The organism is Actinoplanes solisilvae (genome assembly GCF_003999975.1).
GTDB lineage: Bacteria > Actinomycetota > Actinomycetes > Mycobacteriales > Micromonosporaceae > Actinoplanes > Actinoplanes solisilvae.
In genome coordinates, this window is the sequence record NZ_RJAC01000001.1 from 510608 (window position 1) to 536183 (window position 25576).

At 70.5% G+C, this 25576-nt stretch carries 29 protein-coding genes; 16 read left to right on the forward strand and 13 right to left on the reverse strand.

Going from position 1 to position 25576, the window contains the following annotated elements; genetic code table 11:
* Positions 1-4: 4 nt before the first annotated feature.
* Entirely contained in the window at positions 5-241 is a 237-nt protein-coding gene (locus EER30_RS02375) for a biotin/lipoyl-binding carrier protein (RefSeq protein ID WP_205650087.1), read from the reverse strand.
* A 122-nt stretch (positions 242-363) separates the two neighbouring features.
* On the opposite strand from EER30_RS02375, the gene EER30_RS49875 reads away from it, so the two are divergent.
* Complete coding sequence (locus tag EER30_RS49875) at positions 364-438, forward strand: 50S ribosomal protein bL37 (RefSeq protein WP_369814844.1); 75 nt, start codon at positions 364-366, stop codon at positions 436-438.
* Positions 439-488: 50 nt separating this feature from the next.
* Here EER30_RS49875 and rsrA read toward each other — a convergent pair whose 3' ends face one another.
* From rsrA to EER30_RS02400, 5 genes are all read right to left on the reverse strand, one after another.
* On the reverse strand, positions 489-776 hold the full coding sequence (rsrA, locus tag EER30_RS02380; protein ID WP_127497785.1) for a mycothiol system anti-sigma-R factor: 288 nt from the start codon (positions 774-776) through the stop codon (positions 489-491).
* A 6-nt stretch (positions 777-782) separates the two neighbouring features.
* On the reverse strand, positions 783-1577 hold the full coding sequence (locus EER30_RS02385; RefSeq protein WP_127497786.1) for a sigma-70 family RNA polymerase sigma factor: 795 nt from the start codon (positions 1575-1577) through the stop codon (positions 783-785).
* Between the two features lie 67 nt (positions 1578-1644).
* The gene (locus tag EER30_RS02390) at positions 1645-2247 is read right to left on the reverse strand and encodes an alpha/beta hydrolase family protein (protein WP_127497788.1); all 603 of its coding nucleotides are present in this window, start codon (positions 2245-2247) and stop codon (positions 1645-1647) included.
* A gap of 72 nt (positions 2248-2319) precedes the next feature.
* Positions 2320-2715 (reverse strand): WhiB family transcriptional regulator, encoded by a 396-nt coding sequence (locus EER30_RS02395; protein WP_127497790.1) that lies wholly within the window; start codon positions 2713-2715, stop codon positions 2320-2322.
* Between the two features lie 443 nt (positions 2716-3158).
* Complete coding sequence (locus tag EER30_RS02400) at positions 3159-3851, reverse strand: SOS response-associated peptidase (RefSeq protein WP_127497792.1); 693 nt, start codon at positions 3849-3851, stop codon at positions 3159-3161.
* 69 nt (positions 3852-3920) lie between these two features.
* Between EER30_RS02400 and aroA the strand changes: the two genes are divergently transcribed.
* From aroA to EER30_RS02435, 7 genes are all read left to right on the forward strand, one after another.
* Positions 3921-5213 carry a 3-phosphoshikimate 1-carboxyvinyltransferase gene (aroA, locus tag EER30_RS02405; protein WP_127497794.1) on the forward strand — a complete coding sequence of 431 codons (1293 nt, stop codon included), beginning with the start codon at positions 3921-3923 and terminating at the stop codon, positions 5211-5213.
* 2 nt (positions 5214-5215) lie between these two features.
* Positions 5216-6292 carry a ribosome small subunit-dependent GTPase A gene (gene rsgA, locus EER30_RS02410; protein ID WP_205650122.1) on the forward strand — a complete coding sequence of 359 codons (1077 nt, stop codon included), beginning with the start codon at positions 5216-5218 and terminating at the stop codon, positions 6290-6292.
* A 590-nt stretch (positions 6293-6882) separates the two neighbouring features.
* A complete protein-coding gene (tnpB, locus tag EER30_RS02415) occupies positions 6883-8262 on the forward strand; it encodes an IS607 family element RNA-guided endonuclease TnpB (RefSeq protein ID WP_127497796.1) in 1380 nt (459 codons plus the stop codon).
* A gap of 28 nt (positions 8263-8290) precedes the next feature.
* Entirely contained in the window at positions 8291-9085 is a 795-nt protein-coding gene (gene hisN, locus EER30_RS02420) for a histidinol-phosphatase (RefSeq protein WP_127497798.1), read from the forward strand.
* A 143-nt stretch (positions 9086-9228) separates the two neighbouring features.
* Positions 9229-10104: a hypothetical protein gene (locus EER30_RS02425; protein ID WP_240669843.1), complete on the forward strand. Its 876-nt coding sequence runs from the start codon at positions 9229-9231 to the stop codon at positions 10102-10104.
* Between the two features lie 208 nt (positions 10105-10312).
* On the forward strand, positions 10313-11128 hold the full coding sequence (locus EER30_RS02430) for an anti-anti-sigma factor (protein ID WP_205650088.1): 816 nt from the start codon (positions 10313-10315) through the stop codon (positions 11126-11128).
* Between the two features lie 9 nt (positions 11129-11137).
* A complete protein-coding gene (locus tag EER30_RS02435; protein ID WP_127497802.1) occupies positions 11138-11695 on the forward strand; it encodes a DUF5709 domain-containing protein in 558 nt (185 codons plus the stop codon).
* On the opposite strand, the gene EER30_RS02440 is transcribed toward EER30_RS02435, so the two are convergent.
* Together EER30_RS02440 and macS are read right to left on the reverse strand one after the other, a co-directional pair.
* On the reverse strand, positions 11686-12348 hold the full coding sequence (locus EER30_RS02440) for a response regulator (RefSeq protein ID WP_127497804.1): 663 nt from the start codon (positions 12346-12348) through the stop codon (positions 11686-11688). The two genes, EER30_RS02435 and EER30_RS02440, sit on opposite strands and share 10 nt — an antisense overlap.
* On the reverse strand, positions 12345-13478 hold the full coding sequence (macS, locus tag EER30_RS02445) for a MacS family sensor histidine kinase (protein WP_127497806.1): 1134 nt from the start codon (positions 13476-13478) through the stop codon (positions 12345-12347). Before macS ends, EER30_RS02440 begins: the two co-directional genes overlap by 4 nt.
* Here macS and EER30_RS02450 point away from each other — a divergent pair.
* From EER30_RS02450 to EER30_RS02460, 3 genes are all read left to right on the forward strand, one after another.
* Positions 13462-13962 (forward strand): ATP-binding protein, encoded by a 501-nt coding sequence (locus tag EER30_RS02450; RefSeq protein ID WP_240669713.1) that lies wholly within the window; start codon positions 13462-13464, stop codon positions 13960-13962. The two genes, macS and EER30_RS02450, sit on opposite strands and share 17 nt — an antisense overlap.
* A gap of 53 nt (positions 13963-14015) precedes the next feature.
* Positions 14016-14822: a carbohydrate-binding protein gene (locus tag EER30_RS02455; RefSeq protein WP_164842205.1), complete on the forward strand. Its 807-nt coding sequence runs from the start codon at positions 14016-14018 to the stop codon at positions 14820-14822.
* Between the two features lie 93 nt (positions 14823-14915).
* Entirely contained in the window at positions 14916-16142 is a 1227-nt protein-coding gene (locus EER30_RS02460; protein WP_127497810.1) for a glycoside hydrolase family 16 protein, read from the forward strand.
* Here EER30_RS02460 and EER30_RS49560 read toward each other — a convergent pair.
* Both EER30_RS49560 and EER30_RS02470 read right to left on the reverse strand, forming a co-directional pair.
* Positions 16139-17368 (reverse strand): chitosanase, encoded by a 1230-nt coding sequence (locus tag EER30_RS49560; protein WP_127497812.1) that lies wholly within the window; start codon positions 17366-17368, stop codon positions 16139-16141. The genes EER30_RS02460 and EER30_RS49560 overlap by 4 nt on opposite strands.
* A 26-nt stretch (positions 17369-17394) precedes the next feature.
* Positions 17395-17676, reverse strand: a complete 282-nt coding sequence (locus EER30_RS02470) for a hypothetical protein (protein ID WP_127497814.1) — start codon at positions 17674-17676, stop codon at positions 17395-17397.
* A 94-nt stretch (positions 17677-17770) separates the two neighbouring features.
* Between EER30_RS02470 and malQ the strand changes: the two genes are divergently transcribed.
* Positions 17771-19699, forward strand: a complete 1929-nt coding sequence (gene malQ, locus EER30_RS02475; protein WP_127497816.1) for a 4-alpha-glucanotransferase — start codon at positions 17771-17773, stop codon at positions 19697-19699.
* A complete protein-coding gene (locus EER30_RS02480; protein ID WP_127497818.1) occupies positions 19696-19875 on the forward strand; it encodes an antitoxin in 180 nt (59 codons plus the stop codon). Before malQ ends, EER30_RS02480 begins: the two co-directional genes overlap by 4 nt.
* A 19-nt stretch (positions 19876-19894) precedes the next feature.
* Here the strand turns inward: EER30_RS02480 and EER30_RS02485 are convergent, their stop codons facing one another.
* On the reverse strand, positions 19895-20275 hold the full coding sequence (locus EER30_RS02485; RefSeq protein ID WP_240669714.1) for a hypothetical protein: 381 nt from the start codon (positions 20273-20275) through the stop codon (positions 19895-19897).
* Between the two features lie 135 nt (positions 20276-20410).
* Between EER30_RS02485 and EER30_RS02490 the strand changes: the two genes are divergently transcribed.
* Both EER30_RS02490 and EER30_RS02495 read left to right on the forward strand, forming a co-directional pair.
* Complete coding sequence (locus EER30_RS02490) at positions 20411-21262, forward strand: spermidine synthase (protein WP_127497820.1); 852 nt, start codon at positions 20411-20413, stop codon at positions 21260-21262.
* A 161-nt stretch (positions 21263-21423) separates the two neighbouring features.
* Positions 21424-22701 (forward strand): translation initiation factor 2, encoded by a 1278-nt coding sequence (locus EER30_RS02495; protein ID WP_205650089.1) that lies wholly within the window; start codon positions 21424-21426, stop codon positions 22699-22701.
* Between the two features lie 60 nt (positions 22702-22761).
* Here the strand turns inward: EER30_RS02495 and EER30_RS02505 are convergent, their stop codons facing one another.
* Both EER30_RS02505 and EER30_RS02510 read right to left on the reverse strand, forming a co-directional pair.
* Positions 22762-23997 (reverse strand): TerC family protein, encoded by a 1236-nt coding sequence (locus tag EER30_RS02505; RefSeq protein WP_127497822.1) that lies wholly within the window; start codon positions 23995-23997, stop codon positions 22762-22764.
* Complete coding sequence (locus EER30_RS02510; protein ID WP_127497824.1) at positions 23997-24782, reverse strand: pentapeptide repeat-containing protein; 786 nt, start codon at positions 24780-24782, stop codon at positions 23997-23999. Before EER30_RS02510 ends, EER30_RS02505 begins: the two co-directional genes overlap by 1 nt.
* Before the next feature lie 78 nt (positions 24783-24860).
* Between EER30_RS02510 and EER30_RS02515 the strand changes: the two genes are divergently transcribed.
* Positions 24861-25550 carry a hypothetical protein gene (locus EER30_RS02515; protein WP_127497826.1) on the forward strand — a complete coding sequence of 230 codons (690 nt, stop codon included), beginning with the start codon at positions 24861-24863 and terminating at the stop codon, positions 25548-25550.
* Positions 25551-25576: the final 26 nt, after the last annotated feature.

Genomic DNA, 25576 nt, shown 5'->3' on the forward strand with positions numbered 1-25576 from the left:
ATCATCACCCCTGGATGATCGCGATCAGGTCACCCTCCTGCACCACGTCGCCCTCGTGCACCGCGAGCTCGGCCACCGTGCCCTCGGACTCGGCGACCACCGGGATCTCCATCTTCATCGACTCGAGGATCACCAGGGTGTCCCCCTCGGCGACGGTGTCGCCGGTCGAGGCGACGACCTTCCACACATTGGCCACCATCTCGGCCCGGATCTCGTCGGCCACGGAACCCTCCTCGGTCATTGGGCTGAAGGATCGTTCAATCAGCGCCATCAAACCACGGATCACCGTCGGGCGAGTCAGGCGCACGCCGACGCGCCGACTACCATCGGCGCGGGAAACGCAGCACGAACAGGGAGTCACCTATGGCTAAGAAGTCCCGCAAGAAGAAGGCTCGTAAGAAGAGCGCCGCGAACCACGGCAAGCGCCCCAACAGCTGAACACGAAGAAGCCCCGCGGCGAGCCGCGGGGCTTCTTCGTTCGCGTGTCTTTACGGGAGGAACTCCCGCGTCTCCACCTGCACCTCGAGCTGGTCGAGCTTGATGCGCAGCCGCTCCCGCAGTTCACGGGGAGCCTTCTCGTCGCCGCAGCTGCGCGACACCAGCGCCTTCACCTCGTGCTCGATGCCGTACTCCTGCAGGCACCCGACGCAGTCGTCCAGGTGCTTCTGGATCAACGAGCGGCGGTCCTCGCTGCACTCCAGGTCGAGGTAGAGATATACCTCGCTGAGCACGATGCCGCAGTCAGTCTCGTGATCCTCGCCGTTCAGCCCGCTCATGTCGCGTCACGCCTCCTGCGGTTCCGAAGCGGTCCGGGTGATTCCCCGGTCGGCAGCGTACTGCTCCAGCGTCTTGCGCAGGTTGCGCCGGCCGCGGTGCAGACGGGACATGACGGTGCCGATCGGCGTGTTCATGATGTCGGCGATCTCCTTGTACGAGAAACCCTCGACATCAGCGAGGTAGACGGCCAGACGGAAGTCTTCCGGCAGGGCCTGCAGAGCTTCCTTGATGTCACTGTCGGGCAGCCGGTCGAGCGCCTCGGTCTCGGCCGAACGCAGGCCGGCGGAGGTGTGCGACTCGGACGAGGCGAGCTGCCAGTCGGTGATCTCCTCGGTCGGAGCCTGCACCGGCTGACGCTGCTTGCGCCGATAAGAGTTGATATAGGTATTTGTGAGGATGCGGTAGAGCCACGCCTTGAGGTTGGTGCCCTCCTCGAACTGATGGAAAGCGGAGAACGCCTTGAGATACGTCTCCTGCACCAGGTCTTCGGCATCGGCGGGGTTGCGCGTCATCCGCAGGCCAGCAGCGTAAAGCTGGTCCACGAAAGGCAACGCGTCCCGCTCGAAGCGCGCTCTGCGCTCCTCGGTCCGTTCTGTTTGGGCCACCCTGAGATCTCCCCTCGACCGCCCCGCCGAGGATACGGGTAGTGCCCCTTCAACGGCCTCGAAAACCGCCGGTGTGCTGACACTCACCGATGGTGTGACGGACTTCGTGACCGGCCACTCGGGGGAACTCAGAAGGTTCCGCACCCGATCGACCTCCCGGCTGTCGCGCTCGAGGCACTCGGTTCCGGCTCGCACCTGAAAAACCCCTTCCGACGTACATGCTCCCGGGGCTTACAACCACGACACCGCGAAGGTCATTCCTTCAAAGAGCCCACCCATGCGTACGCATCCAGGCGATCGCGATCTCAGCGGTGCCCTTCACGTCCCTGCGCAGATCGTGGGTCGCGCCCGGCCGCACGATCACCTCGACGTTCCCGCCCGGGCCGGGCACCCCGAACGCGTCCCGGTCGCCGTTGAGCACGAGGGTGGGGATCCCGGCGGGCAGTTCGCCGGCCCGGCTGCGATCGGGCTTGCCCGGCGGGTGCAGGGGAAAGGCCAGAGCGAGGACGCCGGCCGCGTTCAGGTCGGCCGCGGTGCGGCACGCCACCCGGGCACCGCTCGACCGGCCACCGACGATCAACGGCCCTTTCCGTACGTCCAATTGCCTGATCACCGAGGTCCAGGCCTCGTCGAGCTGGCCGGCCGGCGCGGGCGCCCGTCGTCCGGCGACCCGGTAGGGCTGCGTGACGAGAACCACCTCGACCCCGGCGGCGATCGCGGCGTCGTGCACGGCCGTGAGGTCGGGCGCGTCGACCCCGCCGCCGGCACCGTGGCCCAGAACCAGCCGGCTGACAGCTTTGCCCTCGGGCTCGGTGATGCGCACCCGGGCCGGGCCGCGCGGCGTCTCGATCTCGCTCTCGTTCACGAGTTCATGAAACCAGCACTTCCCGCCCGGCGGGCCGGTGTGGCGCGCGCCGGACGGGAACGTGTGAATCGGTCAGCGGCTGACCGGTGTCAGGCTGAGCAGCCTGCGATCTTCCTCGTCGGTGTCGTCGTCGATCGTCTCGCCGTCCGGACCGACCCGTTCGCGCCAGGCGACCAGCATGGCGCGGCGCTCGCGCGGCGTCGTGCCGCCCCAGACGCCGTGACAATCGCCGACCTGCAGCGCCCAGGCAAGGCAGGGGCCCTGCACCGCGCAGGTGCCGCAGAGCGAGATCGCCCCTTCGGACGGTTCGTTGGGCGCCGGAAAGAACGTCTCCGGATCGACCGTGCGGCACGCGCCGCGGGTCCGCCAAGCTTCGTCGCCCTGCCGCTCGTGCATGGCCTCGATCAGTCGCGGATCGCGACGCGCGATGGCCACCTCGTGCGGACGCGGCATACGAGCCCGTGTCATCAGCCCACCTCCCCCGTGGGACCGGAACTGCGTGTGGTCCAAGGCCCGCACCGTGCGGACCAGCACCACTCCGGCGCAGTTTTGTATCGCAGGGTAGAAGATCAGAACAAGGGTGTTATCTATCTTGAAACAAAGTTGCGAATACGAAATGGGGACATCTGTCCACAAAGACCCCTATCAATCTTGCGGCTGGTCGGTGCGGCGCTACCGGCGCGTAGCCCACTAGGCATCCCGCATTCGCCCACGGAAAATTTCCCATAGCGTTTCCGATCCGACCTATGTGGACTTTTCGGATGCGTGCAGCAGCCGGGGGCGTCGTGGTGGGTGCCGGCCCACGACGGGGTGGCTCTGGTGGCGCGTGTCGCTCCGCGGCACGCGCTCCTCGGACGGCACGCGCTGCTCGGCGCGGGGCACAACTCGACGCGGGCTGCGGAGGCCGCCCGTCAGAAGAGGGAGGCCGGCTCGGGGGTCTGGGCCGGTGGCGGGTCGAGCAGGTGGGGGCCGTTGTTGCGGACGCTGCCCACGTCGGGGCGGACCTCGCGGATCTCGATCGCGGCCAGCTCGGCCGGCGACAGGGGCTGCAGCAGCTCGTCGGGCTCGCCGCCGCCGGCCAGCCAGGCGGGCCAGCGGTCGCGCGGCAGGATCAACGGCATGCGGTCGTGCACGCGGGTCAGGTCGCCCAGGGCCGCGGTCGTCAGGATGCTGCACGTCAGGGTCGATTCGGGGCCCCAGGCCGTCCAGATGCCGGCGAAGGCCAGCGGGGCGCCGTCGGCGGGGGTCATGTAGAACGGGCGCCGCTGCTTGCCCTCGCGGATCCACTCGAACCAGCCGTCGGCCGGCACCAGGCAGCGGCGGCGGGCGAAGGACGAGGCGAACGCCTTCGAGGTGGCCACCGTCTCGGAGCGGGCGTTGATCATGCGGGCGCCGGCGCGCAGGTCTTTGGCCCACGGCGGCACCAGGCCCCAGCGGGCGGTGTCGAGCACGCGGGCGTCATGGGTCTGCGACATGCGCACCACGGGCACCGGGGCGGTGGGGGCGACGTTCCAGCTCGCGTCGGGCTGCTCGGCCACGCTCACGGCCTCGAACAGATCTTGTAGATCCGCGTCGCTCCTGGTCGTCGCATACCGCCCGCACATGCTCCCGAACGGTACACCCGTCCCGTCGAGCGGGAATGCTCCACGAAATTGTCAGCCCGCCCCGGCACAATGGCTTCCGTGACAGCAGAATCCCGCCCCTGGCTCGCTCCGTCCGCGTCCGGTCCGGTCAGCGCCACCGTGCGTCTGCCGGGCTCCAAGTCGATGACGGCGCGCGCCCTGGTGCTGGCCGCGCTGGCCACCGAGTCCTCGGTGATCGAGCGGCCGCTGCGGGCCCGCGACACCGAGCTGATGGCCTCCGGCCTGCGCGCGCTCGGCATCGGCCTCGACACCGGCGACGACGATCGCTGGCTGGTCGAGCCGGCCCCGCTTCGCGGCCCGGCCCGGGTCGACGTCGGCCTCGCGGGCACGATCATGCGGTTCCTGCCGCCGGCCGCCGCGCTCGCCGAGGGCACCGTCGAGTTCGACGGCGACCCCCACGCGCGCAACCGGCCGCTGCGCCCGATCGTCGAGGCGCTGCGTTCGCTCGGCGTGTCGATCGACGCCTCGGCCACCGGCGGGCTGCCGCTCACCGTGCGCGGGGCCGGCCTGGTCGAGGGCGGCGAGGCCGTGATCGACGCGTCCGGCTCGAGCCAGTTCGTCTCGGGGCTGCTGCTCTCCGCCCCGCGCTTCGCCAAGGGTCTGGTGCTGCGTCACGAGGGTCCGCCCGTGCCGTCCGCGCCCCACCTGCGCATGACCACCCACATGCTGCGCGCCGCCGGCGCCGTGGTCGACGAGTCGGTGCCCGACGTCTGGGCGGTCGAGCCCGGCGAGCTGCGCGGGCGCACGTGGGTGATCGAGCCTGACCTCTCCGGTGCCGCGCCGTTCTTCGCCGCCGCCATGGTCACCGGCGGCGTCGTCACGCTCGCCGGCTGGCCGGCCGAGAGCTGGCAGCCCGTGGGCCGGCTCAGCGAGCTGCTCACCGCGCTCGGTGGCGAGGTCACCCAGACGGTCGACGGGCTCACCGTGCGGGGCACCGGCTCGCTGCACGGCATCACCGCCGACCTGTCCGAGGTGAGTGAGCTCACCCCGGTGATCGCCGCCCTGGCCGCGCTGGCCGACGGGCCGTCCGAGCTGCGCGGCGTCGCCCACATCCGCGGTCACGAGACCGACCGCCTGGCCGCGCTCGCTACCGAGCTGGGCAAGGCCGGCGCCGGCGTCACCGAGTTCCCCGACGGTCTGCGCATCGTTCCGGGGCCGCTGCGGCCCGCCGAGTTCGAGACCTACGCCGACCACCGCATGGCCCACGCCGCCGCCGTGATCGGACTCGCCGTGCAGGGCACCTCCCTCACCGACGTAGCGTGTACGTCGAAGACGTTGCCCGAGTTCCCCGAACTCTGGGCGGGACTCGTGGCGAGGAGCTAGACCTGCCAGGCCGCAAGCGCGAATACGACGAGGACGACGTCCGGATCAGGCCGGGCCGTTCGTCGCGCCCGCGCACCCGCACGCGCCCCAAACACGACGACGCCATCGACGCTCTGGTGATCACCGTCGACCGTGGCCGTTACGGCTGCGTACGCGAGGACGCCCCGCCCGACAGCCCGATCATCACCGCGATGCGCGCCCGCGAGCTGGGCCGCAAGTCGGTCGTGGTCGGCGACCGGGTGGCGCTGGTCGGCGACGTGTCCGGCGATACCGGCGCGCTGGCCCGCATCGTGCGCATCGGTGAGCGCACGTCGGTGCTGCGCCGCACGGCCGACGACGACGACACCACCCCCGAGGGCCGCCTCGAACGGGTAGTCGTGGCCAACGCCGACCAACTCGTGATCGTCAGCGCGCTGGCCGACCCGCAACCGCGCACCGGGTTCATCGACCGCTGCCTGGTCGCGGCGTACGACGCCGACATCGAGCCGCTGCTGTGCCTCACCAAGGCCGACCTGGCCGGCCCCGAAGCGGTGCTCGGCTATTACGCCGAGCTCGACCTCCCGCACGTGCTGGTCCGCCCCGACAGTGACCTCTCCGAGCTGCGCCGGCGGCTGGCCGGCAACATCTCGGTCATGGTCGGCCACTCCGGCGTGGGCAAGTCCACCCTGGTCAACCGTCTCGTCCCCGAGGCCCTGCGTGCGGTCGGGGTGGTGAGCGCGATCGGCAAGGGCCGTCACACCTCGACCAGCGCGGTCGCCCTGCGACTGCCGCCGGTGGGGCGATCGCGCAAAGACCCGGGCTGGATCATCGACACCCCCGGCATCCGCAGCTTCGGCCTGGCCCACGTCAGCGCCGAGAGCCTGCTGCACGGCTTCCCCGACCTGGTCGAGGGCACGGTCGAGGACCAGCCCAATTGCAGCCACTCGCCGCACGACGTCGACTGCCGCCTCGACGCCTGGGTGGCCGAGGGCAAGGCCGACCCACGCCGCCTCGAGTCCTACCGCCGCCTGCTGGCCTCCCGAGCCGGCGAAACCGACCAACGCGACACCCCTCCAGACGACGAACTTCCCCCAAGCTGACGACACGGTCATCTTCGTTCCGGGGTCAAAGCCAGATTTACCGGATATTTCCGGAAGCGGCCCCAGTGCGAGGCGGCCTTGGTCCGTCAGGCGGCCGAGCGGGCGGGTTCTGGCGGATGGGTCGGGCGCCGGGCGGGCGGGCCGGGCGGGCTCTGGTGGGCGGGGCGGGCCAGGCGGCCGGGCTCTGGTGGGTAGGCACCGGGGCGGGTCTTGGTGGGGGTGGCAGCTGGTGATGTCTTGATGGTCGTCAGTGCTCACTGGTTGGCGATAGTGGCGGTGCCGATGGCAGGAGTGGGTAGCGGTCACCGGTGTCACGTACGCAGCTGCGCTGCGCTGCGGCGCCACGTGCCGAATCGTAGGCAGACGACAACATGTCTCTTGACTAGTTGTCACACAGCGCGGGAGACTGCTTTCGCTCTGATGGAGGCCGCGAAAAAAGGGGGAATCGTGAGCGGCGGTGTGTGTTGCGGTGCTGCATCGGCGATCTGGGTGCAGGGCCTCGATGTCGGCACTGTGTCCAGGGCCGCGTTGCATGATCGTCAGGGCGTGGATCGGTTTGTCACCGAGGTCCGCTGCGGGGGTGCCCAAGCGTGACGACGATCCAGGCCTACCTGTTCGCCCTCGATCTGACACCCCGCCAGCACCGCAATGTGCTCGCGCATGCTGGCGCGGCCCGGGTCGCCCATAACTGGGCGCTGGCGCAGGTCAAGGCGGTGATGGGTCAGCGGGCCGCGGAACGCTCATATGGCGTGCCCGACGGGTTGCTGACCCCGGCGTTGTCGTGGTCCCTGGCGGGGCTGCGCAAGACCTGGAACGCCGCCAAGAGCGAGGTGGCGCCGTGGTGGAGTGAGGTGTCCAAGGAGGCGTTCAACACCGGCCTGGACGCGTTGGCCCGCGGGTTGAAGAACTGGGCCGACTCCCGCAACGGTAAGCGGGCGGGCCGGGCGGCCGGGTTCCCGCGGTTCAAGTCACGTCGCCGCACCACCCCGAGTGTGCGGTTCACGACCGGAGCGATCCGAGTCGAGCCGGACCGCAGGCATGTGGTGCTGCCCCGGCTGGGCCGGTTGAAGCTGCACGAATCAGCCCGCAAACTCGCCCGCCGCCTGGAAGCCGGCACAGCCCGGATCCTGTCGGCCACCGTGCGCCGCGACGGCGGGCGCTGGCACGTGTCGTTCACCGTCGAAGTCGACCGGGCCGAACGAACCCCGGCCCGACCGGATGCTGTGATCGGCGTGGACGTCGGGATCAAACACCTGGCGGTCTTATCTACCGGCGATCTCGTGCCGAATCCGCGCCACCTGGCCACCGCGCAGACCCGGCTGCGGGCGCTAGGTCGGGCCCTGTCCCGCAAGACCGGACCCGACCGCAGGACCGGACAGCGTCCGTCACGCCGCTGGCAGCGCGCAGCGGCACGGCTCGGCCGGGCGCATGCCCGGGTCACTCATCTGCGCCGCGACACCATCCACAAGCTCACCAGCAAGTTGGCTACGACCTACGGCACGGTGGTGGTCGAGGATCTCAACGTCGCCGGCATGCTCACCAACCGCAGGCTGGCCCGGCACATCGCCGACGCCGGGTTCGCCGAACTCCGTCGGCAACTGGCCTACAAGACCTCGTGGAACGGCGGCCGGCTCGTGGTGGCCGACCGCTGGTATCCGTCATCCAAGACCTGCTCGGCCTGTGGCACAGTGAAAACCAAGCTGGCCCTGTCCGAGCGTAACTACCGGTGTGCGGCGTGCGGGCTGGTCATCGACCGCGACCGCAACGCCGCCCTGAACCTGGCCGCACTGGCGGCACAGTTCGATACCGCCGGGAGTGGCCCGGTGGCAGCACGTGGAGCCGACCAGAAGACCCGCGCATGCGGGCAGGTGCCTGTGAAGCGTGAACCCGGCACGACATCAGTCGGTCAGACCGGGACCGTCCCGCCGCAAGGCAGGACTACCCATTATGTGCTCACCAAAGCACGCTGAGAGGTAACGGATCGGCTAGCGTGCGGGCATGGCCGGTTACGCCGACGATCTCGCCCTTGCCCATCTGCTCGCGGACACCGCCGACTCGATTTCGATGAGCCGGTTCCGGGCGCTCGATCTCAAGGTCGAGTCCAAGCCCGATCTGACGCCGGTGTCCGACGCTGACACCGCCGTCGAGCAGGCGATCCGGTCGACGCTGGCTCGGGCGCGGCCGCGTGACGGCGTGCTGGGCGAGGAGTTCGGGCTCACCCCGGCGGCCGCCGGGCCGGGCAGCCGGCGCTGGGTGATCGACCCGATCGACGGCACCAAGAACTTCGTGCGCGGGGTGCCGATCTGGGGCACGCTGATCGCGTTGCTCGAGGGCGACACCCCGGTGGCCGGGCTGGTGAGCGCGCCCGCCCTGGGCCGCCGCTGGTGGGGTGCGCGTGGCCACGGGGCGTACGCGGGAAAGCATCAGCACAGCGCCACCCGCATCGAGGTCTCGGCCGTGCGGCGGGTGGCCGACGCCAGCGTCTGTTATGCCAGTCTCGACGGCTGGCACCAGATCGGGCGCCTGCAGCAACTCGTCGACCTGAGTCTGGGCGCGTGGCGTAGCCGGGCGTACGGCGATTTCTACGGCTACATGCTGCTGGCCGAGGGTGCCCTCGACGCGATGGTCGAGCCCGAGCTCTCCCTGTGGGACGTGGCCGCCCTGATCCCGATCGTCCAGGAGGCCGGCGGCAGCATCACCGACCTCGCCGGGCGCCCGCCGGCCGACAAGTCGTCGGTGATCGCCACCAACGGTCTGCTGCACGAAACGGTGCTCACCGCCCTGGCCCGATAACGGACATTCCGGTCGTAAATAGTGGCATTGCGTGACGGTCCGGACACCCCGCGCTGAGAGTGTCCCCCGAAGCGCTGATGCCGGGCCGCGGCTGGTCTATCGTGCGTCAGGTGGTGTCCTCGGGCTGGGCCTTCCTCGCCGCCATGATCCTGGCGTACGGGGTGGCGAACCTGTTGCAGTCAGCGGCTGCGGCGCGCACGACCGTGCACCACACCTTCGACCCGGGCCTGCTCGTGCGGCTCGCCGGGCAGCGCACCTACCTGCTCGGCATCGGCTGCCAGGTGCTCGGTTTCGTGCTCGCCTTCCTCGCCCGTGAAGAGTTGCCGCTCTTCCTGGTGCAGGCCAGCGTGGCGGCCGGCCTCGGGGTGACCGCCCTGCTCGGCGTGGTGCTGCTCAAGTGGTCGCTGCCGGTGGCCGAGATCGTGCTGCTGGTGCTGCTCATGTTCGGCATCGCGGGCCTGGTCAACTCGGCTCAACCGGCCCACGCCCGCCCGCTGGGTGCGGCCGGGATCGCCGGCTTGACGGTGGCGTTGCTGCTGATCGGCGGCCTGGGTTTCTTCGCCGTACGACTCCACGGCGCCCTCGGCTCGGTGGTGCTCGGCTCGCTGGCCGGGGTCGGGTTCAGCGCCGCCGCCATCGCCGCCCGCCCGCTGGCCAACGAGTCGTCGGCCGCCGGTTTCTTCGCCAACCCGCTGCTCTACCTGCTCGTCGTGCACTCGCTGGTCGGCCAGTTGCTGCTGGGGCTGGCGATGCAGCGCGGCTCGACCACGGCGGCGGTCGCGGCGATGGACGCGGCGGGTGCCGTCCCGGCCGCGATCGTGGGCCTGCTGCTGCTCGGCGACCGCATCCAGCCCGGCAAGGAGTGGCTGGCCGCGCTGGGCTTCGTCGTGACGCTGGCCGCCGTGATCGGCCTGACCCGTTACGCCGAGCCGCAGCACCACCCGGCCAAGCCCGCGCCGCCGCCTCCGGCCCGCCGCCCCGAGCCCGCACCCCTGCGCACAGCGCCTACCACCCGCTGACCGCAAGCTCCCGGCCCGCCGACGCATCGCTCCGGCCCGCTGACCACATTCGCTCCTACCCGGCGGCATGAGTACTGCCCCGCCGGGTACTTGCTGACCATGTCCACCGGGCAGTTATGTCCCGCTTAATCCCGTTCAGCTCGGCGAACCTCGTCTCGGACGCGCGGGAAATGCGAAAAGGGGACGCGTTATGCACAATGGAGCGATCATGGCGAGCGAGGTGCGGCACCGGGTGGACCGCGGGTCGGAATACCCGTTGGTCCAACTCGCCGGGGTGCTCGACACCGACACCGCCGGCGCGGTGCGGGCCGCCCTGCTGGAGGTTCTCGCCGACCAGCCCGAGGCGATGCTCGTCGACGTCGGGCAACTCTCGCTCGCGACCGCGGGCGACGTCGCCGTCCTGCGCGACCTGCGGCTGGAGACCACCGATTGGCCCGCCGCCCATCTCGTCCTGTGCGACGCCCGCGGCGCGACCGCCTGGCCCGACGCCGGTTGGCCGGTGTGGCCCGGCGTCCCCGAGGCGCTCGCCGAGCTGGGCCGTCCCGACCCCGATCACCGCTTCAGCCTCGCCCTGGAACCCGCTGTGGGCGCCGCCCGGCGGTCCCGCGAGCTGATCACCGAGGCTTGCGCACGGTGGGAGCGGGCCGAGGTGGCCGGTCCTGCCTGCATCGTGGTCACCGAGCTGGTGAACAACGTGGTCGTGCACGCCCGTACGCCCATGGTCGTGCTCGTCGCGGCCCACGGCAGCGGCATCAGCGTGGCGGTGCGCGACCAGTCGCGGCATCAGCCGACCTTCACCGGGAGCCCGGTGCCGCCGACGGCGTACGGGGGTCGCGGGATGTTACTGATCGACTCGGTGGCGAGCCGGTGGGGCAATCTGCCGCTCGACGACGGCAAGGTGGTCTGGGCCCTGCTGTCAGGCGAGGCACAAGAGGCCGACGCGCAAGACGCGGGCGCACAAGAGGCGGAAACAGTGGCGTTCAACGCTCCCGCGGCAAGCATGACCGACCCCGCACGCGGGTAGATTGCGGGAATGCGAGACAACGACTACCCCGCTGAGGTTTCGGACCCGGAGGCTTCCGGTCTGCCCGACACCGCGGATGACGATTCGACCGCGTATGACCAGGTGGAAAGCTCCCGCTGGGCCGACGGCCCCGATCCGGCGGCTCTGGCCGGGGTCGGCCCGGGCGGTTCCAACCGCTTCGGCGACACCGCCGAGGAGGCGCTTGAGGGCGAGTCGCTCGACCGCCGCCTGCGCCAGGAGGAGCCCGACTTCGGCGCCGAAGACCCGATCCCGGTGCGCCACGACCCGATCGACGAGACGATCGACAGCTCCGAGCAGCGCAACTTCGACGCCGACGTGTGGGGCGCCAGCCCGACCTCCGACCCGAAGTCGCAGATCTCGCTCTACGACGACGGCCAGCTCGACGACGACGACCCGCAGACGGTCGGCCGTCTGGTCGCGCCCGACGAGGGCTACGGCTTCGACGACGAGACCGACAGCGTGGCCTACGACGCGGGCGCCTCGGGCGGCGGCGCCAGCGCTGAAGAGCTGGCGATCCACGAGACCAACGCGCCTCGCTACGAGTAGAGGCCCTTTTCGATCGCATAGCGGGTGAGCTCGACGCGGTTGTGGAGCTGAAGCTTGCCGAGCGTGTTCTGGACGTGGTTCTGCACCGTGCGATGGCTCAGCACGAGCCGTTCGGCGATCTGCCGGTAGGACAGGCCCTTCGCCACCAGGCGCAGCACCTCGGTCTCGCGTTCGGTGAGCTTCGGCGCGTCCGCCCCCGGCGCGTCCGAGGCCGGCGGGGTCACCGCGAGGCGCCGGAACTCGCCCAGCACCAGCCCGGCCAGCCCCGGGGTGAAGACCGTGTCACCCGCCGCCGTACGGCTCACCGCGTCGAGAAATTCGGAGAGGCCGGCCGACTTCAGCAGGTAACCCGTCGCGCCGGCCTTCATCGCGTCGAGCACGTCTTGCTGCTCGCCGCTGGCCGAGAGCATGAGGATCCGTACGCCCGGAATCTCGGCGGCCAGACCGGTGATCACTTCGACGCCCGCGACGTCGGGGAGCTGCAGGTCGAGAACCACGACGTCGGGACGGGCGGCGGCCGCGATGCGCACGGCCTGACGCCCCTCGCCGGTGGTCGCCACCACGTCGTAGCCCGCGGTGGTCAGGTCACGGCTGACGCCCTCGCGCCACATCGGGTGGTCGTCGACCACCATCACCCGGATCGCAGTGGTCATGCCGTCACGATATCGGTGCGCGGCACGACCATCTCGACCTCGGCGCCCTCGCCCGGCGCCGACACGATCTCGACCCGGCCGCCGAGGTCGGCGACCCGTCCGCGGATCGACTGGGCGACGCCGAGCCGGCCCTGCGCCTCGGCCTGGGCCAGCCGGTCGGGGGCGATGCCGCAGCCGTCGTCGCGCACGGTCACGACCACACGATCGGGCTCGTCCTCGACGAAGAGATAGACCTTGGTGCCGGGCGGGCAGTGCTTTTCCACGTTGTCCAGCGCGGCGGCCACGGCGGCGCGCAGCTCGCGGGCGGTGCGGGCGGGCAGCCGGACGGGACCGGCCGGGCCTGAGAGCGTCACGACCGGGGAGGCGTACGCCTGAAGCAGAGCCATGAGGTCGAGGTCGTCGCCGACCGGCTCGTGCCGCCCGGCCACCAGCGTGCGCAGTGCCGACTCCTGCTCGCCGGCCAGCCGGGCCAGTTCGCCGGCCTCGCCGTCGAGCCCGGCGCCCCGGCGTTTGACCAGGGCCAGCACCTGCAGCACGGAGTCGTGGATGTCGCGGGCGAGCCGTTCCCGTTCGCGGGTGGCCGCCTCGAGCTTGATCGCCTGCTCGAGCCGCTGCTGGGCGATCTCGGCGAAGCGTACGAGATAACCCACCGCGAAGGCGGCCAGCAGCATGAGAACCGAGCCCGTGAACGCCGCCTGGTCGTAGTGGGCGCGGACGATCAGGTCGGTGGCCCCCATCGCCAGCGCGGCCACGATGCCGCCGCGCCGTCCGCCGGCCACCGCCCAGCAGATCACCGGCGCGACGTGCCAGGCGACGGCGAGGGTGGGGCGGCCGGCCTCGAGCGCGGCCCGGCCGACGACCCAGATGCTGGCGGTCAGCGCGGCGATGGTGACCAGCAGATCGGCCAGCAGCAGCGGCGGCCGGCGGCGAACCGGATCGGCGTACGCATAGGTGGTGAGCACTGTCCAGGCGGCCATCACGGCCAGCACGGGCCAGGCCAGCACGGGCCGCTCGTAGAAGGCGACGTTGCGGACGACCAGGAACGTCGCGTAGCCCAGGGCGGCGATGCGATAGACCGCGATCGCTCGCCACAGTGGCGCCTGGAGACCGCTGGTGCGCGCGTCGGCCATGGTGCCGACCTTTCCACATCGCGCCGTCCACGGGTGGCCCGCCCTGCGGGAAGATCAGGCGTGGCCTACCGTCGGAGGCATCAGCACCGACGTCCTGCTCTCGGAGACCTTCGATCGGAGCGCCATCACCGCGCTGCGGCACTCGGTCGCGTCCTGTGCCGGGGCGGCCGGTCTGATCGGCGACCGTCTCGACGACTTCGTGGTCGCGGTGAACGAGTTGCTCACCAACGCGGTGCGGCACGGCGGGGGCGTCGGGCGGGTCGTTCTGTGGGTGGCCGACGGCGAGGTGGTCTGCGAGGTGAGCGACTCCGGTGGCGGCCTGTCGGCGGCGCGGCTCGAGCCGGTGACGCGCCCGGCGGCCACACAGCCGGGCGGCTGGGGGCTGTGGCTGGCCGAGGAGCTGACCGATTCCTTCCAGCTGCACACGGGCGCCGAGGGGACCACCGTACGGATCTCAAGTCGCTCTACTTTAAGTAATTCTTAAGTCTCTTCGACTGATCTTGCGCAGGGCGCACGATGTTGTTCAAGGTGCCTGCTGTGAAGGCTCGGCACCGCTCGACATGGTCCATCCGTCCGCGCGCGATCATCGCGTTGGCGGTCGCGTGCGTGGGTCTGGCAGGAGCCGTCTATCTCACGGGCCAGAGCGATGTCGCGTCGGCCGCCGAGCACCGGCCGGTCTTCGACGACGACTTCCAAGGCGAGCGCGGCACCGACCTCGACCGGTCCAAGTGGCTGCTCGACGGCGACAACCACAACGCGCGGCTCGACGGCGAGGGCAACCTGATCGTCGACCGGCTGATCAGCACGCGGCAGGCGTTCGCCGAGCCGTTCGGGCACGCGGAGGCGCGCGTCAAGGTGCGGCGCGTGAACGGGCCGTGGCGGGCGTTCAGCGCGGTCGACAAGTACGGACGTGTGCTGCGCGGGAAGGTCGAGAAACTCGACGGCGACGCGGCCACCGGGGACGACTTCCACACGTACGCCATCGATTGGACCCCGGAGACCGTGGTGTGGTCGGTGGACGGGCAGCCGAGTCTCAAGCTGACGCCGGACGAGCCGGGCCTGCCGATCGCGCTGGTGCTCAACCTGGCCACCGACGGGCAGCGGCCGGCGCGCATGGTGGTCGATTTCGTGCGGGTCACGGCGGGCGAGAAGCCGCAACCGATGCCCACGGTGAGCTCTTCGGCGCCGCCCGCACCCGCCGCCCCACCGTGGAAGGTCCGCACCTCGTACGCCCCTGGTGATCTCGTGACTTTCAAGGGCGCGACCTATCGGGTCAAGGAGGCGCACACCGCGCTGCCCGGCTGGGAGCCCTCCGCGCTGCCCAATCTGTTCACGAAGGTGTAAAAAAGGGCCTTGCCGCGGCGTGCCCATTGACTGATCGCGGTCAATCTCTAAAGACTGTTTCCGATACGCAACCTCTCCCCCGGAGGCATCCCCATGCGTAAGCGGAGAATCCTGCTCGCCGCGATCACGATCGCGGCGACCCTCACCAGCGGCCTCGTGGCCGCCTCACCCACCACAGCCCAGGCCGCCATCGGCCCGGTCGTCTGGTCGGACGAGTTCAACGGCGCGGCCGGAGCCATCGACGGGTCGAAGTGGAAGTTCGACATCGGCGGCAGCGGCTGGGGCAACAACGAGCAGCAGTACTACACCAGCTCGACGAGCAACGTGCGCGTCGACGGCCAGGGCAACCTGGCGATCACCGCCCGCCGCGAGAACCCGGCGGGCTACCAGTGCCACTACGGCACGTGTCAGTACACGTCGGGCCGCATCCTGACCGCGGACCGGTTCGCGCAGACCTACGGCCGGTTCGAGGCCCGCATCAAGATCCCGCGGGGTCAGGGCATCTGGCCGGCGTTCTGGATGCTGGGCGGCAACAACTGGCCCAACACCGGCGAGATTGACATCATGGAGAACGTCGGCAAGGAGCCCAACACCCTTTACGGTACGGTCCACGGCCCGGGCTACTCCGGCGGCAACTCGGTCACCGGCAGCCGCAACATCGGCCGGGCGCTGGCCGACGACTTCCACAACTACGCCGTCGAATGGTCGCCCAACCTCATCGTCTGGTTCCTCGACGGCGCCGAGTACTTCCGCGTCACCCCGGCCAGCCTGCGCGGCAACCCGTGGGTCTTCGACCACTCGTTCTTCATGATCCTGAACGTGGCGGTCGGCGGTTACTGGCCCGGCTACCCGGACGGCAGCACGGTCTTCCCACAGACGATGCTGGTCGACTGGGTGCGCGTCTCGGCCTGGGACGGCGGCACCCCACCCCCGACCGGCGGCTCGGTGCTGCGCAGCAACCTCAGCAACCGGTGCATCGACATCCCCGCGGCCAACCCGGTCGACGGCGCCCGGCTGCAGATGTACGACTGCAACGGCACCGCAGCCCAGCAATGGAGCTTCAACGGTGACGGCACGCTGCGCGCGATGGGCAAGTGCATGGACCCGGCCGGCGGCGCGCTCGGCAACGGCACGCCGATCCAGCTCGTCACCTGCAACGGCAACCCGGTGCAGCGGTTCACCCTTTCGGGCGCCGGCGACCTGGTGAACATCTCGGCCAACCGCTGCGTCGACATCCGGGACCGCAACACCGCCAACGGCGCCCAGCTGCAGCTCTACGACTGCTCGGGCGGCAGTAACCAGAAGTGGACCAGGTCCTAGTTGATCCGGTACGGGTCCCCGTAGACCTGCCAGTTCAGCGGCGCGGTCAGGTCGAGATTGCTCCGGCGCAGGAAGAGGCGCTGGGCGGTCTCGACCCGGCTGACGTCGTTGTGGGCCTCCTCCGTACGCATCTCGGCCACCCGGGCGTCGAGGAAGGCGTTCAGATAGGCCAGCTCGTCGCCGCCCTGGGCCGGGGTCTTGGCCTTGCGCAGGGCGGCGGTCCTGATCACGCGTAGTCCCGAGACCCCGTGCATCACCGCGGCGTCGAAGTAGGCGAACTGGCCGAGCGCCCGCAGCCCGTCGTCCTTCGCGATCCGCATCGACGGGTTGAAGTAGTACGTGTCGCGCGCGGCCTCCTGCACCTGCTGGAAGACCGGGTCGCGGCCGGCCGCACGCCAGGCCGCCGGGTAACCCGGGTCGAGGCCCGCGTGCGAGTCGGACCCGTCGACCGTACGAAGGGCGGGCAGGTATCTCGCGAGCACGTTGCCGGGTTTGCGGCGCGCGTACTCGGTGACGACGGCCAGCATGTCCGAGGTGCCCGAGGTGAAGCCGACGATCCCGCCGGTGTAGCCGCGGCCGTCACCGATGTCCTCGATGTAGGTGAACGAGCCCCGCCAGCCGAGCGTGGAGTTCTCGGCGCTGGAGACGAGTTGCAGCGCGCTCTCTTTCTTGCCCCGGTTCTCCAGGCCCGACGCCAGCGACCCGACGGCCGGGGTGGCCGCTCGCAGCGCCTTTGAGGCCGGCCCGTACGCCCGCACGTCGGCCAGGGCGTAGCCACCGGTCACGCGGGCCCGCTGGGTGGCCAGCACCCGCAGGTAGCGGCCGTTGCCGCTGAGCTTCTTGAGGTCGTCGGCGCCGCCGTTGCCGGCCCGGGTGACATACAGGTCTGTCCAGTTCGAGCCGTCGACCGACGTCTGCACGCGATAGGTCTTCGCGTAGGTGCCCGTCCACTGCAGGCGCACGCGCTCGACCCGCTGCACCGCGCCCAGGTCGAGGCGTAGCCACTGGGTGCCCGGCCCGGCGGCGCTGGTCCACCGCGTGACCGTGCTGGCGTCGTTCGCCCGGGCCGCCGCCTCGGCCCCGTGCACCGACGACGCGGCGGCCGGACGACCACGCGAGATCAGCACGTTGTCGTCGGCGCCGGCGGCGATCGAGATGGCCAGCGGGGCGCAGAGCGCCACGGCCACGCCACCGCCGAGGGCGACCTTGCGGACGTCTGTCGGCATGCCTCAACGCTAGGCCGGGCCCGGCGTCACTGCCCCCGGTATTGACCCTTGCCGTCGCCCTTGCCCCGCCCGTTACGCCGCACCAGGACGATGACCAGCACGATCGCGGCTACCACGAAGAGACAGCAGAGTGCGCCGAACAGACCGAAGATGCCGAACCCACCACGGCGGCGCGACTTCACCGCCTCGATCGTCACGTCGGCCACGCCGTTGCTCGCGGCCCACGCGTGCACCGGCACGACCAGGGCAAACGTCGCCCCGGTCACGGCCGCGACCAGGCGCGACCAGAACTTCACCACTGAAGACATGTGTTCCATCCTGACCCATCCCGGCAAGACCGACCTCCGGGACTACCCGGATATCGGGCAGGGTATGGGCAGCGCATCGACGAGAGGGGACCGGATGGACGCCGATCTGGCGGCACTGGCGACGGCACACGGAGTGGCGACCTGGTACGAGGACTGGCACCGCGAACGCAAGGACGTCGCCGCCGAGTCGGTCGTCGGCGTCCTGGGGCTGCTCGGCGTCGACGCGACCACCCCGGCGGCGATCCGGCGCGAGTTGGCCGCGGTGCGGGAACGGAATCGGCTGGGTCGCGTGCCGGGCACGGTGGTCATGCGGGCCGGGGAACCCCTGGTGCTGCCCGGCCCGGTCACGATCGAACTGGAGGACGGCACCGCCGGCGACCCGGACGACCTGCCGCTCGGCTGGCACCGGCTGCGCACCGGCGATCAAGAGGTCACCCTGGTCGTGGTGCCGGCCGAGCTGCCCGAGGCACCGCAGACCTGGGGCTGGATGCTGCAGCTCTACGCCCTGCACTCGGAGCGCTCGTGGGGCATGGGTGACCTCGGCGACCTGCGCGAGTTCCTGGCCGTGCCGGGATCGCCGGGGTTGGTGCTGCTCAACCCGCTGCACGCGATCACCCCGACGCTGCCGGTGCCGGCCTCGCCGTACTCGCCGTCCAGTCGCCGCTTCGCGAACCCCCTCTACCTGCGCATCGCCGACACCGACGAATATCGCCGGGCCGATCCGCCGCTGCGGGCCGCGGTCGACGCGCTCAAACCCGCGCCGACCGCCGACGGGCTGATCGACTACAGCGCGGTGTGGCAGGCCAAACGGGCGGCGCTCGAGATGCTCTGGCCGCTGGCCGGCGAGATCGACCTCGAGGCCGACCCGGGCCTGACCGACTTCGCCCGGTTCTGCGCGCTGGCCGAGCGGCACGGGCCGAACTGGCCCGAGTGGCCGGCCGAGCTGCGCCGGCCCGACTCCCCCGCGGTACGCGATTTCCACAGCGACCGCGTGGCCTTCCACGCGTGGCTGCAACGGCTGGTGAACGCCCAGCTCGAGGCGGCCAACGACACGGCCCGGGCGAACGGGATGCCGGTCGGGATCGTGCACGACCTGGCGGTGGGCATCGACCCGAACGGCGCGGACGGCTGGCTGCTGCAGGACGTGCTGGCCGCCGGGGTGCACGCGGGCGCCCCGCCGGACGCCTTCAACCAGCTCGGCCAGGACTGGGGGCTGGCCGCGTGGCGGCCCGACCGGCTGATCGAGACCGGGTACGCGGCCTACCGCGACATGCTGCGGCGGATCTTCCACCACGCGGGCGGCCTGCGCGTCGACCATGTGGCCGGGCTCTGGCGGCTGTGGTGGGTGCCGCCGGGCATGGGTCCCGACGGCGGGACGTACGTGCACTACGACCCCGAGGCGATGCTCGGCATCCTCGCGCTCGAGGCGCAGCGGGCCGGCGCCGTCGTGATCGGTGAGGACCTGGGCACGGTGCTGCCCGAGGTGACCGAGGGGCTGGAGCGGATGAACATGCTCGGCTCGGCGGTCCTCTACTTCACCCGCGACTGGGACGACCCCGACCAGGTCTTCGTCCCGCCGGCCGACTACCCGCGCAACGCACTGGCCTCGATCTCGACGCACGACCTGCCGACCGCGGCCGGCTTCCTCACCGGCGAACAGGTGCGGGTGCGGGCCGAGCTGGGCCAGCTCGCCGGCCCGGTCGAGCAGGAACGCAAGGCCGCCCGGCGCGACCGCGACCAGTTGCTGGCCGCCCTGCGGGCCGAAAAACTGATCACCGATCAGAGCACGAACGACGAGATCATCGTCGCGATGCACGAGTTCCTTGCCCGTACGCCGTGCCGTTTCGTCACCGCTTCGCTCTACGACGTGCTCGGCGAGCTCGCACAACCCAATCTGCCAGGCACTATGAACGAGTACCCGAACTGGCGGATGCCGTTGACCGCCGGTCTCGAGGCGATAGCCGAGGATCCACGCGTACAACGGATCGCCGTGATCCTCGCCGAGCGAGAGGCGCACCGATGAGCTTCATGGACAAGGCCAAGCAGTTCCTCGACAAGCACGACGACAAGGTCGACCAGGCCATCGAGAAGGTCGGCGACGAGGTCGACAAGCGCACCGGCCACAAGCACAGCGCGCAGATCGACAAGGCCGTCAACGAGGCGCAGAAGCGCACGGGCCAGGGCGACACCCAGCAGTAGGCGTTCCGGCCGCCCCCGCTCAGATCGAGAGCGGCGGGGGCGGCGGGTCGTCGTCGACCGCGTACAGCATCGGGTGCAGGGGCATGTAGGCGTCGCGCTGGCGGCACAGCAGCGGCGGAAGCAGCGAGGACCGGTGCTCGGGGTGCTCGGAGCAGTGCCGGGTGGCCCGGTTGATGGCGTCCGAGTGGTGCCGCCCACCGCCGTACTCGCCGCAGTTGGCGCAGTCCCAGCGCCAGAACGCCGGACCGTCCTCGGCCGGGAACCGCCGGATTTTGAGAGGCGGGCCGGCCTCCTCCTGAGCCGCGGCGATGATCGCGGGCATCTCACCCGCGGCCGGCGGGATCGCGGGACGTCTCGGCTGCTCGCCGATGATCTGCGCCAGCACTTCGCTCGTGGACACGGCTAACCTCCTCATTCGCGCTGCTCACAGTGTTGGGGGTCTTTCCGACCGGATGTGACGTTTTTCCGCAAAACTCCCCCACTCGGTGCTCGGAGCCCGTCGAAGGCGCTCGGCGGCACCCGCGATACTTGGGGCGTGGCGCAGCGCAAGAGGTCCGAACGGCAGGTCGAGACGGTGGCCTCGGGGGTCGCCGAGCTGCGGCCCGACCCCGACCGCGACACGGCGTACACCCTTCTGCTCGACGGCGCCCCGCAGTCGCACGTCGATCTCGCCGACCCTGCCCACCTGCAGTTCGAATACATCCGGCGGATGGCTGCGGCGATCGACCTGATCGCTCCGGCCGGTGAGCCGCTGCGCGCCCTTCACCTGGGTGGCGGCGCCCTCACGCTGCCTCGCTACATCGCGACCACCCGGCCCGGTTCGGCCCAGCGCGTCGTCGAGATCGACGGCCCGCTGGTCGAGTTCGTGCGCAGCCGCCTTCCCCTTCCGGCCAAGGCCAACATTCGCGTACGGGTGGAGGACGCGCGCGCCGCGGTCGAAGGCATGCGCGACGCGGGCTACGACCTGATCGTTCTCGACGTCTTCGCCGGCGCCCGCACCCCGGCCCACCTGACCTCGATCGAGTTCGCCCACGAGCTGGCCCGCGTGCTCGACCCGGCCGGTCACCTGCTGGTCAACATCACCGACGGGCCGCCGCTGCGCTACGCCAAGACCCAGGTCGCCACGATCCGCGCCGCGCTGCCCGAAGCCTGCCTGATCGCCGACGCGTCGGTGCTGCGCGGCCGCCGCTTCGGCAACCTCGTGGTCGTCGCCGGCCGCACCCCGCCGCCGGTCGCCGGGCTCACCCGCCGCGCCGCCGGCGACTGGTTCCCCGGGCGCGTCGAGACCGACCTCGACCGCTTCGCCGGCGGAGCGACGCCCGTCACTGACAGTGTCGCGGTGTCGTCACCCATGCCTCCTGAAGCGCTCTTTGGTAACCGTACGTAACACTTCGAGGGCGGAACGGGCAAGTATTTTCGCCCTGTCGTGTAGCCGTCAGCAAAAGTCGTGTGATTCGCGACTGCTGGCTTGTTTGCACCATGACACGCAGTTGTAATCGGTGGTGGCCGCGTGTTCGCGGCGCAGCGCGCACTGGGGGGAAAGCACGCATGCCCGAGCACTACGTTCCGAGCGACGCGGAGTTACCCGCGCCGTCGTCACCCGTTGCTCTGCTCGGCTTCGTCGCCGGCACCGGCGAACGCGTTCTGTGGAGCGGCCGCAGCGCCGTCGCGGAATACGCGTTCGACGAGCCCGCCTCGTTGCCGCGGTGGACCCTGCCCGAAGAGACCGAGATCGTCGTCACCGACGAGCGCGTGATCTATCGCGGCCCCGGCGCCCACGACACCGGCGAGCTGCGCTGGCACTGGCCGCAGCACCTGCGGGTGCAGCCCGGCGGCCGCGATGCGGGACGGCAGGCCACGGTCACCCAGATCCAGCTCGTCTGCGCCGGTCCGCAGGGTTCGTTCCCGGCGCTGGTCCTCGCGGGCGGCGACCTGGCCACGGTGCGCGACGCCGACCGGCTCGCCAACACGTTGCGCCAGGCGATCGCGCGCTACCGGGTCGAGAACGCCGGCCGGCTGGGCATTCCGGCGCCGCAGGCCCGCATGCTGTCCCGGCTCGTGATCGGCCCGGAGTTCTCGAACTACCAGGGTGGCGAAGGCCAGACGGTGTCGCTGATCGGCGCGGTCTCGATCGACGACCACGCCACGCACGCCGCTCCGGTCCGGGTCCAGGCGCAGGCTCCCGCCATCGAGCCTCGGCCTGGCTATGCCCCGATCGCGGGCTCGCCGGCGGTCGTCTCGGCCGAGAACCGTACGGCCGTCATCCCCGCCGAGACGCGGGCGGCGGTCGCCGCGGAAAGCCACCCCGCGGCCGCCGAGGGCCGCTCGCCGGGGGCCGGCTTTTCGGCCGTCGCCGCCGAGGGCCGCTCACCCGGCGTCGGCTCCCCGGCCGTCGCCGCCGAGGGCCGCTCACCCGGCGTCGACTTCTCGGCCGTCGCCGCCAAGAGACGTTCGTCCGCCGCGAGCGACGGCTGGTCGGCCCGCCCGGCCGACGACGCCACGCTCCACGGCCGCGACGACCTCGACGCGCGCGCCGCCGACCTCGCCGCCCGGGTGGCCAGCCTGGTCGCCGACGGGGCCGTCGCCCTAGGCGGCCGCCAGACCGCCGAGCCGGAGAGCCAGGCCAACCTCTCGTCCTACCTCGATGTGCCGCCGGCCTCGGCGCCGCGACCGCGCGACGCGGCAGACGACGCACCGCCGTCCCACGGTGGTAACCGCGCCGAATCAGTCCGGCGCACGGCCGCCCGCCTGGCCGGGAACGCGGCCCGGAGCCGCAGCAGCGCTCCGCGTCAGGACGGCGAGATCGGCAGCCACCGGCGGGCCTGAGGAAGCGGCCCGGACCGTCACGGGGCGGCCCGGTCCGCTCTCCGTGGCCCAGGCCCCTGGTCAGCTCTCCGCGCTCTTGGCGGGGGCCATGCCGGTGGGGGCGAAGCAGGTGCCGTTCGCGATTCGCTCGTCGTGCAGCAGGTGGGCGCGGCCCAGCAGCTCCATCAGCTCGGCCTCGGACCGGATGCGGGCCCGGTACCTCTCGGGCAGGCTCTTCAAGCGCGCCTCCTCGACCAGGAGGCGGTGGAAGATCTCGTCGCAGTAGGCCGGGTCGGTCTCGATGTCGAGGAATTCGTTCGCGTGCCGGCGGGCCGCCGCGATGTAGGTCTGGGCCCGTCCGCGTGGGCTGAGCAGCGACGCGATGACCGTGATGACCAGGATGCCGATGATCAGCGTGAGCGACAGCGCCGTGGAGATCTCGACGACGTGGATCGGGTCGCCGTTGTTGATGAACGGCACGTTGTTCTCGTGCATGGCGTGCAGGATCAGCTTGACGCCGATCAGCGCGAGGATCGCAGCCAGACCGTAGGACAGGTAGACCAGTCGGTCCAGCAGGCCGTCGATCAGGAAGTAGAGCTGGCGTAGGCCGAGCAGCGAGAACGCGGTCGCGGTGAAGACCAGGTAGACGTTCTGGGTGAGACCGAAGATCGCCGGGATCGAGTCGAGCGCGAACAGGATGTCGGTGCCGCCGATCGCGACCATCACCAGCACCATCGGCGTGAGCACCCGGCGGCCGTCCTCGTACGTGAACAGCTTGTCCCCGTCGTAGCGGTCGGAGGTGCGCAGCACCCGCCGGGCCAGCTTGACGATGACGTTGTCCGGCTTCTCCTCGTCGCCGTGCTGCTCGCGTAGCAGGTTGCCCGCGGTGATCAGCAGGATCAGCCCGAACAGGTAGAACACCCAGGCGAACGAGTTGATCAGCGCGGAGCCCAGGAAGATGAACCCGGTGCGCGCGATCAGCGACACCACGATGCCGACGAGCAGCACCTTCTGCTGGTCGGCCCGCGGCACCTTGAAGCTCGAGAAGAGCAGCAGGAAGACGAAGAGGTTGTCGACCGACAACGCCTTCTCGGTGACGTAGCCGGCGAAATATTCGGCGCCGTAGTCGTTGCCGCCGAAGATCCAGACGCCGACGCCGAAGAGGATCGCGATCGACACGTAGATCGCCGTCCACCGGGCGGCCTCGCCGATCGACGGGATGTGCGCCTTGCGCACGTGGAAGAAGAAGTCATACAGCAGCAGGCCGATGATGCCGAGAACAGTCAGCAGCCAAACCACACCCGACACATCCTGCATCAGCTCATCGTAGGGCCGACATGTTTCTCGCGGTCGGTGATGACGGCGGCTCTTCGCTGCGATTGGGTGAGGAAGAGCACTCCGGTCAGGTCGGCGCCCCGAAGATCCGCGCCTCGCAGGTCCGCACCGGTGAAATCAGCGCGCCGCAGGTCGGCCTCGCGCAGGTCGGCGCCGATCAGCAGCGCGCCACGGAAGCTGGCCCCCCGCAGGTCGGCTCCGCGCATCCGGCGGCCGATCAGGTCGGCCCCGCGATGATCCCTCCGACTTTTCAGGGACGCTCGCGCCAGTTCGCTGGCCTTCTGCAGCAGCGGATTGACCCGCCCGCGTACGGCGTCAAGATCGAGGCCGCGCAGCTCCTCCGGTGAGCCGGCAGCGAGCTCATCGGTGCGAGCGAGCGCCTCGCGCAGCTTCGGGTGCAGCCGACGGGCCTCGTCCAGCTTCAGGGCCTCGGTGAGGTACCACATCAGCTCGTGGAGCTGGCGCATCACGGCCAGGCTGGCGAACATCGGTCCGGCCAGCTCGGGTGCCGTACGCCAGGTCCGGCCGCCGAACGTCTCCTGGGTGAGCCGCTGCCCCGCCCCGAAACAGTCGAAGACGACACAGCCGTGGAACCCGCCGGCATCGAGCCGCTCGTGAATCGTGCAGCGGAAATCGTCGCCGAGGTTCCGGCACGCGGTCCCGGCCGGCTTGTTGATGGCGAAGTCGGGCGATTTGGCGAAGGCCGGCGCCACGCAGCAGAGGGCGGCGCAGTTGGCGCAGTCGGCACGAAGTTCCCGTTCAGGCATTTCCCCCACTGTCTCAAACCCTTCGCGGCAGCCCGCGTGGGGTGCCCGGTTCAGGGCCGGCGGGACCAGGCGACACCGATGGGACGGCTGAGCCGGCGGCCCGCGGCCGGCAACATCACCGAGCCCAGCGCCGCGTCCCGCGCGATCGGCCTGCAGCCGGGTAGTCCGGTGACCATCAAGCTGACCAGCACGGTGCGCTCCGACGGCCTCCCGCCTTTCACGTCGGCCACTCAGCTACAGATGAACAGCGTGCAATTCGCCGTCACCGCCGGCAATTCTCTCGATCCGCCCTCGAATGCCACTCCCGGCACAGCCGTTCACCCTCGCAACATCACCGTCTTCGGCCACAATTTCATAAGCACGGCAGCCGCCCGGTCGTACGCGATTATTGTTTTTCTACTCGCCTCGGCAGGCGCGGTGGCCGTCTTTTTGCTCGTGCGCCGCAAAACGCCGCTGCGGACCCGGGAGTCCATCGAGCAACGACACCCCCGGCTACTCGTGCACGTGGAGCCGATGTCGACCCCGCCCGGCAAGCCCGTCGTCAACGTCGACAACTTCCCCGCCCTGGTCAGGCAGGCCGAACGCTACGGTCAGATGATCCTCACCTGGCGTCGCCCGGATGCCGACGACTTCGTCGTGCGTGACGAGGGGATCACCTACCGTCATCGGATTCCTCTGACCGAAACGGTGTTGGAGAATGTCGACCGCATAAACCACCCGAAGAGCCCCGAAAGTCACCGCCGAAAAGAGTCCGAGCCGGTGTCCTGACGGTTGTCGGTAATTGTCCTACCGGC